The following is a 14,349-nucleotide window of genomic DNA, read 5'->3' as shown; positions in this document are numbered from 1 at the left end:
ACTCCGTGTGCGTCAGTCCGACAGGCGCGAGCCGATGCGCGACTGCTTCGCGCGCTCGCGGCGATCGAGTGCGGCCTCGACGGCGCGCGCGATCGCGTGCGGGTCCTGCCCGGCCTGCGGGTAGATGTTGATGACGATCGGCGACGCCGGGGTGGCCGCCGAAGATGCGGCGGTTGCCGCCGCAAGCGGCGCGCGGCGATCGATAGGCACGGTCGGCTGCACGAGCGGCGGCGTCGGCATCGCGAGCGCCGGCGTGCCGAATGACGCAACAGCCGCGGTTGCGAGGCCGAGTGCCGCTTTCGCGACGCGCTGCTGCTCGCCCTGTATGCCGAGCGCCGCACCCTCACCCACGAAGCCACCGAGCGCGGCGAATACGCGGCTCGGGCTGTGAATGCCGAGCTTCTCTTTGAACCAGCCCACGGTGCTGTCCGCCATATTCGAAATCGCGTCCTTCACCTTGCCGAGCCCGCTGCTGATGCCGCCAACGAGCCCGTCGACGAGGTGGCCGCCGAACTCGGTGAACTTCGCGGGCAGCTCGACGCCGAACAGCGACAGCACGCCCGCGAACGCGCGGTAGAACATGCCGAGCGGCGACCAGTTCAGGATCAGCGCGCCGAGCGCCGCGAGCCCGCCGTGCATCGCCACGCGCGCGTCGCCCATCGCTTCGACGAATAGGCCGGCGAGCCCACCGAGCGCGCGGCCGAGCCACGTGAGCGGCGCAAGCGCGGCGCGCAGCACCGCACCGAGCACCGCACCGAACCCACGGCCGGCCTCTGCCGCTGCGGACAGGCCATCGGCGCTCGCGCGTGCCGGCGCGAAGAGCTCGCCGAGCCAGCCTGCTACGGTCGAGAGCACACCGCCCAGCCAGTCCCACATTGGTTGCGCAACCGCAAGTGCGCGGTCGAGCGGTGCCAGCGCATCGCCGATCGCCGCAAGTGCGCGGCCGAGCGGTGCCAGCGTATCGCCGATCGCAGCAAGTGCGCGGCCGAGCGGTGCCAGTGCATCGCCGATCGCCGCGAGCGCGCCCCCGACGAATGCCTTGATTGGCCCCCAATAGCGGTAGATCAGCAGCGCGGCGGCCGCGAAGGCCGCGGCGTACAGGCCAATCGGTGTCATGAGCAACAGGCGCCCGGCCCCCATCGCGGCCGCGCCGAACATTCGCCACGCGGCCGCGCCGATGCCGAGCGCGCGCGACAGGATGCCGCCTTGGATACCGAGCGTCGCCATGCTGAACCGCACGACGGCGAGCGGGCCGAGCACGCCGGCGAGGACGATCGTGAACGTTCCCATCACGGCGAGCAGCCCGCCGAGCGCGGCGGCGACAACGACAATCGCTTTGGTCGCTTCGGGATGCTCCTTAATCGCATTCAACAGCCTGTCGGCCAGTTCGCGGGTTTTGTCGAGCGCGGCGTTGTACATCGGCATGACGCGCTCGCCGATCTCTTCTTTCAGATCTTTCAACTTCGCGAGCGCCGCGATTTCCTTTCCGGACGTTTGCAGTTTCGCAATGTCATTCAGTTCGGTAATGCCGGCCGCGCCTTTGTTCAGGCGCTCGTTCTTCGCGATTTGGTCGCGCTGCAAGTACATCGTCGCGAACAGGTTCGATGCGGATCGGTTCGTGAAGATCGAACCAATCGCGCTGAGAATTGCCTTGTCTCCCTTGATGCCCTTTTTTGCCAGTGCCGGCAGCAACGTCTTCTGCAACCATTCATAAGGGGACGACTTGTATTGCTCTGCATTGAGCAGCGCGCCATCCGCGAACGCCTTCACGTGGCCGTTCTTGTCGTATTCGACTTTCTTCGCGTCCAGCAGGCCGAGCTTCATCAACTTGCGCGTGGCGCGCACCGTCGTTCGCCCCTCGATCAAGTTCTGATAGCCCGACATCAGCGCGTTACCTGCTGTGCCGCCCTGCATCTCCTGGACGATCGGCTCCATCTGATAGAAGAACGCGTCCTTCGACAGCGACTTGGCGGCAACGCCGCCGCGTTGGATGAACTCCATCCACTGGTCGCCCCCGACGCGACCGCCGGTCGCCGAAATCACCTTTTGGACTCGGTTCGCCTCGTCACGAAACGTCGCCTCGTCTTTCGTGCCGTTGCGCAGCTCGATCACCTTGAGCATGTTCATGAACTTGCGTTCGTTCTCTTCCCCATGCTCGGCGCCGTACATGGCCTCGTTCGCGAACTTCATCTGCGACAGGATCGGCGCGGCCATCTGCGCGTGATGCTCGTCGGCGAAGATCGTCATCGAGTCGCGCATCATGGTCAGATTGTCGGTGTAGCTCGAACCATGCACCTTCATGCCACGGGCGAACTTCTCCGCGTCCCGCGTCGCCTGCTCGCCCAGGCCGAGAGCCTGAATGCGCGCGATTTCGTTCTGCGCTTTCTTGGCTTCGTCCAACGTGCCGCCCAAGCCGCCGAGGACGCCGGCGCCGGCGGACTTGGCCGCGTAACCGCCGATCGCCATGCCGCCGGCTACGCCCTGTAGCGCCTGCATCTTGCCGCGCGCCGCGCCGAGCTTCTTCTCACGCTCGGTCATGATTTCGAGCTGGCGCGTCTGCGCCTGCATCGTCGCCGTCGTCTGCGCGATGTTCGAGCGCAACGTGCGTTCGTGTTCGGCGAGCTGGCGCGTGTTGAGGCCCGTGCTCGCGAGCTGCGCGCGTAGCTCACGTACGCGGGCTGACTGCTTCTCGTGCTCGATCGACAGCCGCGCCGCGGACTGCTTCGCCTTCTCGAATTTGTCGATCATGTCGCGCGACGGCGGGCCGAACGCACGCAGCGAATCCGCCAAGCGCTTCACGCGCGCTTGCGCCCTGTCCAGCTTCGATGCGGTACCGACGAGCCCGGTTCGCATCTCGCGGAACGAGGCGACGGCCTTCTGCTGCTTGCCGAGCTCGGCAAGCTCGCCGCGCGTCTGCTTGAGCGACTGCGCAAGCCCCTTGTTGCTGTTCAGCACGTTCTTCAGGGGCTTCGTGAAGTTGTCGATCATGTCGAACATGACGCGCAGTTTCAGGGCGTTGTCCATCGTCACTCGTTTCCGCTACGTATCCGGGCGCGCTCGCGCCAGTCCATCAATTCGGCCAGAGCAAAGCCGTCCATATCGCGCGGCGTCCAGCCAAACACGGTCGCGATATCGGCCATGGCATCCTCTACGCGTTCGGGAATTCCATGCTCGCTTTCAGCGCCTTCGGCATCAAAAAACCCGCGAAGATACCCCCCAATGCAACGAGGTCGGCAGGGTCCATGCTGGCCACGTCGAACTCGGTGAGCGTCGGCGCGCTGATGCGCGGCAGCACCTTACGCAGCGCGTCGACATCGAGGTTCACGAGCGCGGCGAGCGACGTGCCGCGCAGCGCGCCCGACGTCGGCTTGCGCAGCGTGACCTGCGTAATGGTTTGCCCTTCGCGCTCGATCGGCGTGTCGAGCGTGTGCGTGTTCTCGTCGAGCGTGGCGTGGCCCGTCGTTTCGATGTTGGCGGTATCGATGGTCGTCATGGTGTTTCCTGGTTGGATGTGAAATTGAACGGATGGCCCGCGGTCGCCGCGGGCGTGTGGTTACAGACCCATCGCGTGGCGAAGGTCCGCCGCAAGGTCGATGCCGTTGATCTTCTCGACCGCGTTCACGAAGTCGAGCTCGATGAGGTCGCGCCCGTTCACGGTCAGCTTGTAGTAGCTGGCGTTGGTCGTGATCTTGAACTTCGTGTCTTCCTTCGTCTTCGCGGTGCCCATGTCGATTTCCTCGTGGCGGCCCTTCACGACCACTTCGATCTGGTCGTGCTTCTTGCTGTCCTCACGCCGATAGCCGCCGGAGAATCGCAGCAGCACGCCGTCGTGCTGCACGGCGCCGTACTGTTCGAGCACTTCGACCATGAAGCCGCCGCACGTCCATTCGAGCTGAAGCTCTTCGTTACCGAAGTCGATCTTCACGGGGCCGGTCATGCCGCTGCCTTGCCACGCTTCCATCTTTCGCTTGAGCTTCGGAAGGTTGAGCTCGTCGACTTCGCCCACGAAGTTCGCGCCGTTGTGGAAGACGTTGAAGCCCTTCAGTTTTCGAGGCATACCCATTGCGTTTGACTCCTGTTAGGTCGCGACACGCGCCGGGAAATCGGCGAGGTAGCGGTCGGTGATGCGCTGGCGCAGCACCAGGTTTTCGAGAGGCGGAACCGGCGTGAAGTCGTAGTCGATGTACGCCTTGCCGGACGCGAGCACGTCGGCCGTGTTCGGCTCCGGATCGATCCACGCGCTACCGCCGATCAGATAGCCGTTCGCGACCTGCTGCCGGAACCAGCCGTTGATGCTTTCCACGATGTCGCGCGCAAGCGACGGATTCAGCGGACCGTCGACGACGGGCATCTGCGCTTCGGCGATCGAGTCGGCGGCCACCTGCGCGGTGCGCGTGTAGTTCTCGAATGCGAATTTCGGATCGTCCGAGCACGTACGCTCGCCCCAGAACCGGAAACCGTTGCGGTTCACGAGCGTCGTCACTTCGTGCTCGTTCAGATAGCCGGCGTCCGTCGCCGGGTCCTGCAAATCCCACGACACGTCGGCGCTGATGCCGGACACGCCGTTCACGACGACGTTCGACAGCGTCTTGTGCCAGCCGACGTCGTTGTCGATCTTCGCGCGCAAGCCGGCCGCGATCGCCGGCGCGGGGATGACGACCGTCGCATTCGTCGTGTCGTCCCAGCCGAGCCAGTCCGGCCAGATCACCATGATTTCGCGTTGGCCGAACTGCTTGCGGTACGCGGCGGCTTCTTCCTTCGTCTTGCAGCCGGACGCCGAGACGTAGGCCATCGCGCGCAGCGACTGCGCGGTCGACGCGAGCGCGGCCGCGACCGGCTGCGTATCGAGCCCCGGCGCCGCGAGAATGCGCGGCTTCACGCCGAGGGCGCCCTGCGCGGCGAGCAGCGCCTTGATGCCCGTGTACTTGCCTTCCGGCGTCACGGTGCCGATGACGTTCGAGGTCGTCTCGTCCGCGTCCTTGCCTTCGGCGACGCGCACGACGACGGTGAGCGGCTTCGTCTGCTTGCCGATCGCGTCGAGCGTGCGGCGCAGCGTGCCTTTCTTGCCGGCCTTGCCGAGCGCGGCGACGACGTTCGTCAGCAGCACGGGCGTATTGAGCGGAAAGGCGCTCGCGTCGGCGTCGGCCGCCGTGCAGACGACGCCGAGCACGGCCGTCGACACCGAGCGAATCGGGCGGCCGCCTTCGTTGATTTCGATGACGCGAACGCCGTGGTGGTAATCCTGCGGCATGGTGTGCAGCTCCTGTTACGTAAAAATCGGGAGGATTCCCGGTGATCGATGCGGCGTCACGCCGGGGTGCGTTCGGTGTACAACTGCGCCGCCGGTTGCGTTGCGTCGTCGGCGGGCGGCATGCCTTCGGGCGCGATCGGCTCGGGCGCCGGCGGCACGTACGGCGCGGGCGTGTCGGGCCACGCGATCGCATCCGGGAACGTGTCTTTCTGGATCGCGGCGACAAGCGCCATCTGGTAGGCCGACCACGCTTTGAAGTAGTACGCCTGCTCGTCGTCGAGCTGGCCCGCCGCGTACGCGTCGGCTTTGCCGAGGTTCTCCCGGCGCGCGATCGCCAATCGCCGCTCGAATTCGGCCATCGCCGCGTCGCGCGTCTCGCGCGCGATCAGCTCGGGCGGCACGGTCCACGCGCCGTCGAGCCACGCGTGACGCTCGGACGGGCGCGGCTCGGTCGCGAGGCCGAGGTCGGCGGGCGTCTTGCCCGCGATCGCGATTTCGACCGGCTCGCCCGTGTCCGTCCGATAGCAGACGCGGCCGCGGTAGTCGGGCAGCAGGAACCACGCGCCGTCGCGGTAAAACGGCCACGTGGTCGGCGTGCGCGCGGGCGGGGCGTCGAGCGTCGCGGACGCCGGGATCAGCCAGCGGCCGTCGTTGCGCGGATCGGCGTCCGGCTGGCTGCTGCTCAGGTATTCGCCTGTTGCCGGGTTGTAGTGGTGAATCAGCATGTCGTATCTCTCGTGGTTAGTAGGCGCGAATCATCGCGAGCAGCGCGACGTTGCGCGGGCGGGATTCGTCGCCGCCGTCGCCGTTGATCGCAATCGCGTGCGAGTGGCCCCCGGCGGCGCCCACTCCGACGTTGTGGCCGTGATTGCCAACGCCGGGGATTTGGTGGTTGTGCCCGCCTGCTACCGCCGTGTGATATCGGCGGCCAGTAGCGAAATCGCTGATTGCCATCGGGTAAGTCGAACCGACGGTCGACCCTGCGTAATCGTTGCCAAGGTCGTGACTGTGGTCGCCGCCCCACGTGGTTGAGCCCCCGTGATCGTGCCCGCCTTGCCCATCGGTCCATGCGTTGTGCGCGTGGTCGCCGACCGCGCTTGCGCTCGCGCCGTGCGCGTGAAAGTGGTTCTGGTCGCCCTGGAACGCGCCAATCTGGCGGCTCGCGTCGACGCCGCCGCGCGCGTCGGACCAGCATCGAATGAACTCGCCGCGCAGCTCGGGCAAGCGGAACGTCGTCGCGCCGTCGCCCGTCGAGAAGCAGCCCCACCGATCTTGTGCCCACTCGGCGTCGGACACGAGCGCGCCGCTCGCCTGCGCATATGCCCACAGCTCCGGGTAGTCGGCCCGGTTCACGAGCACGCCGTTTGCCTTGAGAAAGCCCGGCCGCACGGTCGTCCGCGGCTCGAACACGATCTGACCAATGGTCGTCGTCGACAGGACGGACCGAACCCATTCGGTCGTCGCGAGACGCGTCGAACGATCGGCGGCCGGCGGCGTCGGGCCGGTGACGGGCTGCTCGAACACGGCAAGCGTCGGCGAGAAGCGCACGACGACGCTCGTGTTGCACGTCACGCCAAACTCGCCGTCCGCCGCGTGATAGAGACCGGTATCCGGCACGCCGTCGTTGGCGAACGTGAGCGACGGCACGGACGGGCTGCCTTCGGCGAGCACGAGCCGCTTGCCCGGCGCGAACGACACATCGCCGGCCAGCGTGCCGCCCTTGCTCTTGTCGAGCGGGTCGAGGTTGCCTTCGTGCCACGCGATCCGCCCGTCGATGCGGAACGTGTGGTCGGCAAAGATGTATTGATATGACGATCCCGACGGCGACCACCAGCCGGTGCTGACCTGGTTCGCGTAGAGATAGCCGTCGACCGGACCGAGCTTGATATGCCCTTCGTTTGCCTGCCGTCCGACTTGGAGATCGTCGGCGATGTTCACGGCGCCACCGAAGACCGCGCCCGCTCCGCTGCCGTCGACGATCACCTGCCCCGTCGTCAGCGACCACGAGAACGGCCGATAGTCGTTGAAGCCGCCGTCCGGGGCGCCCTTCGGCGTCGATAGCAGATACACGCTCCATCCGTCGTTGCGGATGAACGCGCCGTAGCCGTCGCAGACTGCGCGGAGCTGCCCGCCGGCGCCGCCGGCGTCGATCGCGCGCGCCGTGACGCCTTCCGTCGCGTCGATGCCGCCGCGAACCTGCAACGCGGCCTTGCCGTCGTCCGCGCGATCGCCGATCAGCACGCGGCCGCCCGACGTGAAGCGCGCCACGCGCTTCTGCTTCGCGTCGCTGCCCGTGTCGTTGTTCGCGCCGTCGTTCACGCAAACGTCGACGTATTCGGTGCCCCATGCGCCCGCGTTGAAGCCGGCGCGAAGCGATGCGGCAAGCCGCGGGCTCAGATCGGGTAGCGATGCGTCGCCGAACGTGCCGAACAGGCGAACCTTGCTCACCTGGCCGGGGGCCGCTGTCTTCGGCGACACGTCGAGCTGCGCGGCGCGATCGTCGACATCGGCGACGACGCGCACGCGGCCGTCGAACGTCGCGCCCGACAGCGCGGCGTAACGCCGCTTCGCCGTCTTCGGCGTGACGGCGCGCGTGTCGTCGTCGCCGGCGTCGACTTCCGCCTGCGAGGCGAGCTCGACCACGCCCTTGCGCTCGGTCGTCGCCGGCGGATTCAGGAACGTCGCCGGCCCGAACTCGAGCTTCGTGGCGTCGATCGTCTCGAACACCGTATCGGCCGCGAGCAGCATCATTGCCGCGGGGGACTTTTCGAGAATCGGCGTGTCCTGCACGTAGACGGCGAACAGCACGCCGTTGTCCAGGTACAGCCCGAACGCGTACAGCGAGTATTGATCGTCCGAATCGTCCTGAATCACGACGTGGACCGTATCCGGCGCTACGTTGTCGCCGCCGAACGTCGTCACGCGCTTGCGCTCGCCCGGCAAGGCCTTCATGCCGCGATCGAACGCGAACGGCGCGGCGCCGAGCCCGATTTCGACGACGCGGTGCGCGGCCGTGCCGGTGTGGCCGTCGGCGACCAGCGCCGCGCGGCCGGCGTCGGTGATGTGGATGTGCATTCCAGCCATGTCAAATATCCGTGAGGGACAGGCGGCGATACACCGCCGCGCGCGCGCCCGCGCCGATGCGCTGCGTGCCGGTCGCGCTGAAACCCTGCGTGAACGTGTAGTGCGCCGTGCCGCGCTTCGCCCGGTCGACTTCGGCGATGATGTCGGCGACGTATTCGGCGGTCGCCGGGATGCCGTCGCGCGCGCCGACCGTCAACAGGATTTCGAACGTGCCCGGCCGGCCCTTCGGCGTCTTCTCGAACCACTCGCGCATCACGACGTTCGCGCCGAACGACGCGCACACGTCGCGCACGGCCGCGGCCGTGCCCTTCTTGCGCGCGATCCGGATCGCCGCTTTCACGCGCGCGCGCTTCACCTGCTCGGGCCAGTAGTCCTTCCACGTCTCGACGCCGAGGTGCCACGCGAGCCACGGCAAAAACCGCAGCGGGATCGTGTCGGGGTTCATCAGCGTGCCGATGTCGACCGGGATGTCGCTGATACGCGCGTTCGCCTCCGCGAGCCGTCGCTCGAGCGCGGTCGCGTTCGGGGGCAGCAGCGAGGTTGCCAACTTAGTCATCCGCGACCCCGCCGTCGATCAGTTCGATTCCGGTGCAGAACGGCGCCTGCTCGGGCGTCACGGGGACGCCGCCGGCGGGCGAGTCGAGCAGCACCTTTTGCACGCCGGCGACGCGCATCGCCGCGTGCAGGCCGTCGACCGTGATTTCCATGCCGATGCGCCGCATGTCCGCCGCGAACTTCTCGGTGCGCTTGCGGGCTTCCGCGAGCGCGACGCCGCGATCCGGACCGGAGAAGAAGCGCAGCGTCGCGCGGATCGCGTACAGCACGACTTTCGCGCTCTGCACGATTACCTGGTCGGTTTGCGGGCGCACGCCTTCGAGCGCCGCGCCCACGACGCCGACGAGCTCGTCGCTCGCCGTGCCGTCGCCTTCGCGCGACAGGACCGTGACCACCATCACGCACGGCTCCGGACTGCGCGCGGACGCGGACAGCACGCGGCCGTCCGCCGCGCGCGCGTGGAACACATACGCCTCTTCGGGGCCGGCGACGGAGAAGCCGCGCGGCGCGAGCTGCACGCGTTCGCGCAGACTGTCGTCATCCTCATAGACCGCATCGATACCGTTCTCCGGATCGGCCGCGGTGATCACGAGCCGCTCGACATCGAACAGCGCGGCGATGTGTTCGAGCGTCGTGCCGCGCGCATACGCGAGCAGCACGCCGCGCGACTTGTCGTTGATGAGCTGGCGCAGCAGCACTTCGCGATACGCGTTCTCCTGGAGGACGCGCGTCATGGGCTCCGATTCAAGTTCGAGCGTCGCGGCGATTTCCGCCTGGAATTGGACGGGATACAGCGACACGAGCCGCGCTTTGCGTTCGGCGAACAGCGTCTCGAAGTCGAGCGGCTCGACGATATCCGGCGCCGGGAGCTGCGAGAGGTCGATGGGCGTACTTCTCACGGTGTTCCTCCGTTCGTCATCGGCGCGCGCAGCGAGACGAGCTCGTCGCGCTCGTCGGTCCAGCCTTCGATGTCGATGAACTGTCGCCCGGCGAACGCGTCGCCGGCCGCCGCCGAAATCTGAACGCGCGTGACCGTCATGCGGGGTTCCCATCGCATCAACGCGGTTGCGATCGCCGCGTACAGGCGAATCCGGGTCGCGCCGTTCGCCGGCGCGTCGATCAGGTCGGGCAGCGCCGAGCCGAACGTGCGGCGCTGGATGCACGAGCCGAGCGGCGTCGAGACGATGCGGCCGATGGACTGCGCGAGGTGATCGAGCCCGGACATCGCGCGGCCCGTTTCTGCGTTCATGCCCCTCATAGCGGCGGGCTCACTTCGGCCGATTCGCCGCGCGCCTGGTGCGTGTGGTGCGGCACGCTCTTGCCCATCGAGCGCACTTCGCCCGTGAAATCGGCCGCGCCGTCGATGCGCATCACGTTGCCGCCGCCGGCGCTGCCCGAGCCCGTCATGCCGGACTCGAACGTGAGCGCCCCTTTCACGAGCAATGCGCCCGTGCAGGTGGTCTGTTCGGCGTCGAGCGTGACTGACGCAGCTTTCACGGTCGCCGATTCCGTCTCGACCGTGACCGACACGGGCGCGACGACGCGCACCGTCGCGCCGGCGGGCAGCTCGGCCGTGAGCGCGTGTGCGTCGTGGTCGTAGCTCACGCGCGCGCCGTCCGCATAGATTCGGGTGTGGGTGTTCGGCCGGTTGTCGGGGGCGGGGAACGCGTCGGAGAACACACCGCGCAGCACGACGCCTTGCGCAAGGTCGCCCATCGCGCCGAGCACGACGACTTGCTCGCCCTTCGTCGGCGGCAACCATTCGCGCGTCTTGCCGGCCGCGGGCGTGAGCCAGGGAATCCAGTTTGTTTGCAGGCCGTCGTCGTCCGATTCGCCGACCGACACGCGGCAGAGGCCGGCCGCGTGATCGACATCGAGAATCGAGCCTTTGCGCACGGCGTTGCGTGCTTGCCGTTGAATTTCGTTCGCATCCATACCGCCAATGGTGCCGGTCGCCCGCGCGGGGCGCGAGCGTTCGCCTTTGTCGTGCCGCTGGGTACAGCGTGCTCGTGATCCACGCGGCGGAATGGGCGTCGACAATGGCCGCTCGATACACACGACGACGCGTGCGGCGAGCGCCGCGCGCGCATTTTTACGTTCGCAACACGATGACGATTCAACCTACCGATGCCGCGCCCGCGGCCGATCTTGCTCCGCTACTTGACCGACTTCACGCTACGGACGCGCTTACGCTGGCGCGCACGCTGCCCGACGCGTCAATCGATATGGTGTTCACCGATCCGCCGTATTCGTCCGGCGGGCTGCACACGTCAGCGCGCACGCGGCCGCCGAGCGAGAAGTACATCAACAGCGGCGTGAAGGTCGAGTACGAGAATTTCGACAGCGACAACATGGACCAGCGCGCGTGGGCGTTCTGGTGTCACGCGTGGCTGAGCGAATGCCGCCGCGCGTTGAAGCCGGGCGGGCTGCTCGTGAGCTTCATCGACTGGCGGCAGCTTCCGACGCTCACCGATGTCGTGCAGGCCGCAGGCTTGATCCTGCGCGGCGTCGCGGTATGGGACAAGACGCCCGGCCGCACGCGGCCGAGGCGCGGCGGCTTCGCGCAACAGGCCGAATTCATCGTGTGGGCGAGCCGCGGCGCGATGCGCGAGTGCGATGTGTATCTGCCGGGCGTGTTCCCGTGCCGCTTGCCGTTGCCAAAGCAACACGTCACCGAGAAGCCGCTCGACGTGGCGCGCGAGGTCGTGCGGCTCGTGCCGGCCGGCGGCGTCGTGTGCGATCTGTTCGCGGGCTCAGGTACGTTCCTCGCTGCGGCGCGCGACGCCGGCTTGCACTGGATCGGATGTGAGACGAACCAGGCGTATCACGCGGTCGCATCGGCTCGGCTCGACGCTACGACGGATGACTCAGGGAGGGCAGGCAGCGCGGCAGTTAAATGAAACGATTCGGCGGACTATTGAATGATGTGATTCAACTTCAATTTAAATAGGGGGGGCAAAGTACTAATTCCTATCTCCTATAATAACGTCGGTGCCTGAGGGTCGTTAATGCGCGGGATGGGGGTCATTGCTGGCGGGGTAATTAAAAATATAAATTTTAAGCTGCGGATCGAGCTCGATTTAATCGGTCTCGATGCGAAATTTAATTAATTATTTCGCTAAAAATAACGTGTCCCCATAAAATAGACGGAGCATGATGATGAAGCCACTCGTGACGAGGACGCCGCGGCGTATCCAACTAGACCATCCATCGCTGGCGAAGTTAGACGTTTCCACATCGCCACCGCCAGCCAACTCGATTACTTCTCAACTCTGGGAAGCATGCTATGGCTTGGCACAAGATGCCCTTAACTCGCCTTACATTCAAGGCATTGCTAACGGTACCTTGCCTCCCTGCAATTACGGGCAATACACAGTGCAGGACGCAGCATACTGCGTTCGAGCAGAGCAAGATTATCGTCTGGTTGAGGCGCGCGCGAAAAAACATCATGAAGACATGCTGGCAGCTTTTGCACAGGCTCGCTATGAAGGTTATCTGTCTTACACCGACTCCATCATGAAGTCGTGGCACATCAAAGACATCCTGGCGATTAATCCAAACGATGCAGTAAAAGCTTATGTTGCCCATGAACACTATGTAGCCGAATTCATGGAGCCGATCTATGGCGTCGTCGCAATGATCCCCTGTGATCATCTCTGGTCATGGCTTGCGGAGACGCTTTCGCCGGATAACGTCCCGAACAACCTTTACGACTTTTGGATAAGCGATAACCAAGGTTGGAGTGGCACTTATCGCCTAGAAAATTTTGTCAACAGTTGGTTTGCAGCGCATCCTAAGCAATATGAATGGAAGTCGGCCTTGAAAGCCTACAGGGGGAGCATGCTTGGCGAGGTTGGCGACTTTCGCGCAGCCTTGGAATGATTGTCCAGTTCCATTACATACAACCGAGGGCCGCATACGATGCCGATCGAATGTGGCCTCTTGCGCGATCGCATCGACGCGGTTCAAGGCCGCGGTGAACGGTTCAGCGGTTCAGGTGACGTAGTAGCCGATCGCGCACGAGCTCGCGATCGGCGTCAGCGAAACCGAGCACGACGCGAACCGGATACTGCGCAAGCGGGCCGCCCGGCTCGACGGGCGCTTGCTGTCCTTCCTGGTGGACGCGCGCGATGCGCGAGAGCCGATCGTCGAAGCCGATCGCAAGCCCCGCGTTGTCAACGTTGACGCGCAGATACCGCGCCGTGCGCAGCTTCCGAAACATCGCCTCACGCTTCACGCGGCCGGCCTTCTCGCGTAAGCGCTTGCCGCCGCGCTTCACTTTCCGCGGCGCATACGCGGAACCATCCGGGTTCCTCTGCGCAGCGACGCGCGACTGCTGCGCGCGTCTCAGATCGCGGCCGAGCTCGCGCAGCAGTTGACGGCGAGCGGCCGGCGACAGCTTCGCGAGCAGCCCGCCGGCCCACCGTTCGAGCGCCTGAAGATCGTCCGTCATGCGAGCCACTCGTCGGCCGCGTCGTCGATGTGCTCGACCGTCCGGTTGCCGGCTTCGTCCGTTCCGACCACGATGCTTTCCGACAACTTTACTTTCAGCCCGAGGTCGACGGCGTTGTTCGACAGGATGTCCGCGACAAACGTGATGCCGTCGCGGCGCTCGTCGCGGTTCGTCACAAGGTCCGGCTGATTCGCGCGCGCCCACTCAACAACGGCGACCATCACGTCGTCCGCGCTGCCGACGAAATCGCGAATGATGATCTCGCACTCGTATTCATAGTCAAACGACGCCGTGCGCGTGCCCGTCGCCTCGATCCTGCCTTCGTTGACGAACACGAGCAGTTGATCGGGCGAGGTGCTGAGCTGCGGCAACGCGGCGACGAGCGCCGCACGCAGGCTGTTCGGCTTATTCATGGCCGCCCGCCCGCCGCACGCGCGCCTGACACGTCGCGATCATGTCGACTTCGGACGCGCAGTGCGCCCACGCCGCGCGCGCGACGGTCAGCGCATCGCTCAGTTCACCGTTGGTTCGTGGCGCCATCGCCGGCATCGTGCAGGGCGTCACCGCCACGCACTCGTTGAGCGTAATCGTCGGCGCCATTGAGGGCGGGGCTTGCGTGCAGGCGCACAACGTCGTCAGGCAGAGCGCCAGCAGCCCAGGTGCGCACGGCGGCGTTTTCATCGATCAGTCTCCGCAGTTCGGTTCGATAGGTCGCGAGCGTCGCGTCGACGCCGGCGCGCGCGCGGTCGAGCTGCTCGCGTTGTGCATCCTTCGCCTTGGCGTCGGCCAACAGGCGCTCGATGACGGCGGCGCTCGCTTGCGCGTCGTGATTCGCACGGCGCGCGTCGTCGGTCGCCCGCTCGAGCTGCGCGCGCAGCGCGCGGCTGTGCTGGCAGCTCGCGACCAACGCAATCAGCGCGAGCAGCGCTAGCCACGGTGTCAGGCGCGAGAAATTCATGCGGCCGCCTTGCCGGTGCCGGCGTACTTCACGTACGCGCGGTCGAGC

The 14,349-nt window shown here is 66.1% G+C and carries 16 protein-coding genes and 2 pseudogenes; 2 read left to right on the top strand and 16 right to left on the bottom strand.

All coding sequences use genetic code 11. The annotated features are described in order from the left end of the window. Nucleotides 1–12 precede the first annotated feature (12 nt). The 12 genes and pseudogenes from WS91_RS30170 to WS91_RS37690 form a co-directional block, all read right to left on the bottom strand. Nucleotides 13–3,024 carry a phage tail tape measure protein gene (locus tag WS91_RS30170; RefSeq protein ID WP_059671587.1) on the bottom strand — a complete coding sequence of 1,004 codons (3,012 nt, stop codon included), beginning with the start codon at nucleotides 3,022–3,024 and terminating at the stop codon, nucleotides 13–15. 2 nt (nucleotides 3,025–3,026) lie between these two features. Continuing rightward, complete coding sequence (locus WS91_RS35090) at nucleotides 3,027–3,140, bottom strand: GpE family phage tail protein (RefSeq protein WP_044368053.1); 114 nt, start codon at nucleotides 3,138–3,140, stop codon at nucleotides 3,027–3,029. Between the two features lie 8 nt (nucleotides 3,141–3,148). Beyond that, on the bottom strand, nucleotides 3,149–3,493 hold the full coding sequence (locus WS91_RS30165) for a phage tail assembly protein (RefSeq protein ID WP_059671586.1): 345 nt from the start codon (nucleotides 3,491–3,493) through the stop codon (nucleotides 3,149–3,151). Between the two features lie 60 nt (nucleotides 3,494–3,553). Next, nucleotides 3,554–4,063 carry a phage major tail tube protein gene (locus WS91_RS30160; RefSeq protein ID WP_059671585.1) on the bottom strand — a complete coding sequence of 170 codons (510 nt, stop codon included), beginning with the start codon at nucleotides 4,061–4,063 and terminating at the stop codon, nucleotides 3,554–3,556. A gap of 15 nt (nucleotides 4,064–4,078) precedes the next feature. Then, complete coding sequence (locus WS91_RS30155; RefSeq protein WP_059671584.1) at nucleotides 4,079–5,251, bottom strand: phage tail sheath protein; 1,173 nt, start codon at nucleotides 5,249–5,251, stop codon at nucleotides 4,079–4,081. Between the two features lie 56 nt (nucleotides 5,252–5,307). Next, entirely contained in the window at nucleotides 5,308–5,976 is a 669-nt protein-coding gene (locus WS91_RS30150) for a tail fiber assembly protein (protein WP_059671583.1), read from the bottom strand. Between the two features lie 16 nt (nucleotides 5,977–5,992). Beyond that, the gene (locus tag WS91_RS30145) at nucleotides 5,993–8,326 is read right to left on the bottom strand and encodes a phage tail protein (RefSeq protein WP_059671582.1); all 2,334 of its coding nucleotides are present in this window, start codon (nucleotides 8,324–8,326) and stop codon (nucleotides 5,993–5,995) included. 10 nt (nucleotides 8,327–8,336) lie between these two features. Continuing rightward, complete coding sequence (locus WS91_RS30140; RefSeq protein WP_059641269.1) at nucleotides 8,337–8,891, bottom strand: phage tail protein I; 555 nt, start codon at nucleotides 8,889–8,891, stop codon at nucleotides 8,337–8,339. Then, entirely contained in the window at nucleotides 8,884–9,789 is a 906-nt protein-coding gene (locus WS91_RS30135; RefSeq protein ID WP_059671581.1) for a baseplate assembly protein, read from the bottom strand. Before WS91_RS30135 ends, WS91_RS30140 begins: the two co-directional genes overlap by 8 nt. Further along, entirely contained in the window at nucleotides 9,786–10,148 is a 363-nt protein-coding gene (locus WS91_RS30130; RefSeq protein ID WP_059641264.1) for a GPW/gp25 family protein, read from the bottom strand. The genes WS91_RS30135 and WS91_RS30130 overlap by 4 nt, the downstream gene beginning before the upstream one ends. Then, a complete protein-coding gene (locus WS91_RS30125; RefSeq protein WP_059671580.1) occupies nucleotides 10,145–10,825 on the bottom strand; it encodes a phage baseplate assembly protein V in 681 nt (226 codons plus the stop codon). Before WS91_RS30125 ends, WS91_RS30130 begins: the two co-directional genes overlap by 4 nt. Beyond that, a pseudogene (locus WS91_RS37690) lies at nucleotides 10,750–10,980 on the bottom strand (hypothetical protein); the annotation flags it as partial. The gene WS91_RS30125 and the pseudogene WS91_RS37690, both read right to left, overlap by 76 nt. Nucleotides 10,981–10,998: 18 nt before the next feature. On the opposite strand from WS91_RS37690, the gene WS91_RS30120 reads away from it, so the two are divergent. Together WS91_RS30120 and WS91_RS35080 are read left to right on the top strand one after the other, a co-directional pair. After that, entirely contained in the window at nucleotides 10,999–11,790 is a 792-nt protein-coding gene (locus WS91_RS30120) for a DNA-methyltransferase (protein WP_059671647.1), read from the top strand. Nucleotides 11,791–12,049: 259 nt separating this feature from the next. Continuing rightward, nucleotides 12,050–12,772, top strand: a complete 723-nt coding sequence (locus tag WS91_RS35080; RefSeq protein WP_231752114.1) for a hypothetical protein — start codon at nucleotides 12,050–12,052, stop codon at nucleotides 12,770–12,772. 103 nt (nucleotides 12,773–12,875) lie between these two features. On the opposite strand, the gene WS91_RS30115 is transcribed toward WS91_RS35080, so the two are convergent. The 4 genes and pseudogenes from WS91_RS30115 to lysB form a co-directional block, all read right to left on the bottom strand. Continuing rightward, on the bottom strand, nucleotides 12,876–13,343 hold the full coding sequence (locus WS91_RS30115; protein ID WP_082758431.1) for a phage virion morphogenesis protein: 468 nt from the start codon (nucleotides 13,341–13,343) through the stop codon (nucleotides 12,876–12,878). Continuing rightward, complete coding sequence (locus WS91_RS30110; RefSeq protein ID WP_059671579.1) at nucleotides 13,340–13,756, bottom strand: phage tail protein; 417 nt, start codon at nucleotides 13,754–13,756, stop codon at nucleotides 13,340–13,342. The genes WS91_RS30115 and WS91_RS30110 overlap by 4 nt, the downstream gene beginning before the upstream one ends. Beyond that, nucleotides 13,749–14,024, bottom strand: a complete 276-nt coding sequence (lysC, locus tag WS91_RS37685) for an Rz1-like lysis system protein LysC (RefSeq protein WP_231752113.1) — start codon at nucleotides 14,022–14,024, stop codon at nucleotides 13,749–13,751. The genes WS91_RS30110 and lysC overlap by 8 nt, the downstream gene beginning before the upstream one ends. Continuing rightward, nucleotides 13,945–14,301: pseudogene (gene lysB, locus WS91_RS30100) on the bottom strand (Rz-like lysis system protein LysB); the annotation flags it as partial. The pseudogene lysB and the gene lysC, both read right to left, overlap by 80 nt. Nucleotides 14,302–14,349 lie beyond the last annotated feature (48 nt).

It is taken from the genome of Burkholderia sp. MSMB1498, assembly GCF_001526245.1.
In the GTDB taxonomy this organism is placed as follows: domain Bacteria; phylum Pseudomonadota; class Gammaproteobacteria; order Burkholderiales; family Burkholderiaceae; genus Burkholderia; species Burkholderia savannae.
The sequence above is the reverse complement of the archived record's forward strand: the minus strand, read 5'-3'. Positions and strand labels throughout refer to the sequence as shown.